The organism is Vibrio sp. V19_P1S1T109, from assembly GCF_002241375.1.
Taxonomy (GTDB): domain Bacteria; phylum Pseudomonadota; class Gammaproteobacteria; order Enterobacterales; family Vibrionaceae; genus Vibrio; species Vibrio anguillarum.
Genome location: NZ_NDIM01000003.1, coordinates 1 through 2,123, shown reverse-complemented (window position 1 = coordinate 2,123; position 2,123 = coordinate 1). Strand labels below are relative to the sequence as shown.

Genomic DNA, 2,123 nt, shown 5'->3' with positions numbered 1-2,123 from the left:
GATGAGCATCACGTTTATTTATTATTTGCGTGATGCTCATTCCAAATTTACTATTATTTAATACGGCGTTCTGTCTCGAATATAGGAAAATCCTTAAAATTGACATTTGTCGCTTGCTTTAAATAATGACACTATTTCGTTATGTTTTTTACTGTGTTGCGTTCAACAATCTCGGGATGCATCTCAAACACACGACGTTCATGCTCTTTGTCTTTAATGCGTTCCAATAGGATTTCAAAGGCGTTTTTCCCTACTCGTCGTTTTGGCTGGTGAACCGTGGTTAACGGTGGCGAGAAATACTCAGCAAGTTCAATATTGTCATAACCAATAACAGACATGTCATCAGGAATACGGATGCCTTTTTGTTGCAAGCGACTCATTAAACCGAGAGCCATTGTATCGTTAAAGCAAAAAACAGCCGTTGGGCGCTTGTCCATGGCGGCGATCTTGTCGGCGGCGAGAACCGCAGTATCACACTCGAAGTTACCTTCCAAAATCCAATCTTCATGAACGGTTAGGCTTGCTTCGGCAAGAGCCCGCTTAAACCCTTGAATACGCTCTTGGCACGCCGCTTTTTCGAAGTGCCCACTTAAGCAAGCAATGTCAGTATGGCCATGATCAATAAGGTATTTGGTGGCGAGATATCCGCCTTCCTCTGAGTTATCAATAATTTTATCGGCTTGAGAACTTTCAGGGCCCCAGTCCATGATAACTTTCGGAATGTCTGAATGACGATCAAGCATCTCAAGCAGTTCTTGGGTGAGGTCCGAGCACATGACCAACATACCATCGACACGTTTTTCCGCTAGCATGCGGATGTAGTCGCGTTGCTTCTCGTAAATACCGCCGGTATTGCACAAAATAAGTGTGTAGCCTTGGCGGTAGCAGTAACTTTCAACACCATCGATAACCTCAGAAAAAAATAAGTTTGTCGATTGGGTCACTAACATACCAATGGTACGGGTGGTGTTGCATTTTAAGCTGCGAGCGACTGCACTTGGTGCATAGTTAAGCTCTGATACCGCTTCCATCACTCGTTCTTGGGTTGCTTCAGCCACAAAGCGAGTTTTATTGATTACATGCGATACCGTGGTGGTTGATACGCCCGCTAAGCGTGCAACGTCTTTAATCGTAGCCATAAATTCTCTGTCCTGTCGATAACTGCTGAAAGTGATAGTCACGAAGAGCAATTCAGCGGTATTAGGCCTATCGGTGTTATATTGAAGCCTAAAAGTAGTAAAAACACAAAAACCGCCTCTAATCAGCGGTTGCATCTTAAATTCATTTTTTATCGTTTGCGGTCAAGATTCTAGTCCGCAAATGTCCATCAAGCAACGAAAAATCCACCGAATAAATCGGTCAACAGTCACAATTGACCGATTTAGTAATAGGTATTAACTAGGTTATCTCATTAGTTTGATAAATAGTCGCGGTCTAAGTGAAGAAACGCGACCAACAATTCGCTTGCGGCACCGTAAAAACCAAATTGATCAATTTGTTGGCAGCGAAGATGGAATTGTGGGATCCAAGAGAGCAAATGTTGTTCAATAAAATCACACTGCTGCGTAAAGGCTTGTTCAAGGTGTGTCTCTTGTTCAAGCTCATTGGAGCGAATGATCAAGTTACCTAAGAAATCCAGTTCAATCGCAATGTGGTCGGCGGGTTCGTTGAGTGCATCGTTGACTGTAATGTGATGGGCTGCCATCAAATCCGACATTGCTCTGGCTGGTTCGTCATTGAGCAACCCTGATTTTCCAATGTAAATTGAGGCATAGGGTAGCGCGGACTCCTTATTGGATTTTAAAAAAAGATCACAGAAATCGGCTGCGAGCTCAAGCTGTGCGTCTTCTTTGTCTTGCAATCGGTTCAGTGCATCAACTAATTTATCAATGGCAGGTTTAAGTGTCGCGTTTTCTGCTAATCCTGAAAGAAATGTGCGAATAGCGGGCGTATAGTATTGCTCTAATTCATGTTCTGAAAGTTCTTTCACAAATAAGCTCGAAAGCCACCAATAAATCTCGGCACGCTGTTCATTAAAAGCTTTGATGTCTTGCATGGTATTGGCTCTCCAAGGGGTGTTTTTGCGAAAATCGTTTTTAAAAAGTAATTGATCTAAGTGTAAC

Annotated in this window: 2 protein-coding genes; both read right to left on the bottom strand. The window is 42.8% G+C overall.

The features are described from left to right. Positions 1–131 precede the first annotated feature (131 nt). Positions 132–1,139, bottom strand: a complete 1,008-nt coding sequence (gene purR / locus B9J87_RS00145; RefSeq protein WP_026028025.1) for an HTH-type transcriptional repressor PurR — start codon at positions 1,137–1,139, stop codon at positions 132–134. A 272-nt stretch (positions 1,140–1,411) separates the two neighbouring features. After that, entirely contained in the window at positions 1,412–2,056 is a 645-nt protein-coding gene (torD, locus tag B9J87_RS00140) for a molecular chaperone TorD (RefSeq protein WP_094149136.1), read from the bottom strand. Positions 2,057–2,123: the final 67 nt, after the last annotated feature.

Bases quoted from the DNA above. Each gene is read 5' to 3' on its own strand.
- purR (WP_026028025.1), bottom strand. From the start codon at position 1,139: ATGGCTACGATTAAAGACGTTGCACGCTTAGCGGGCGTATCAACCACC.
- torD (WP_094149136.1), bottom strand. From the start codon at position 2,056: ATGCAAGACATCAAAGCTTTTAATGAACAGCGTGCCGAGATTTATTGG.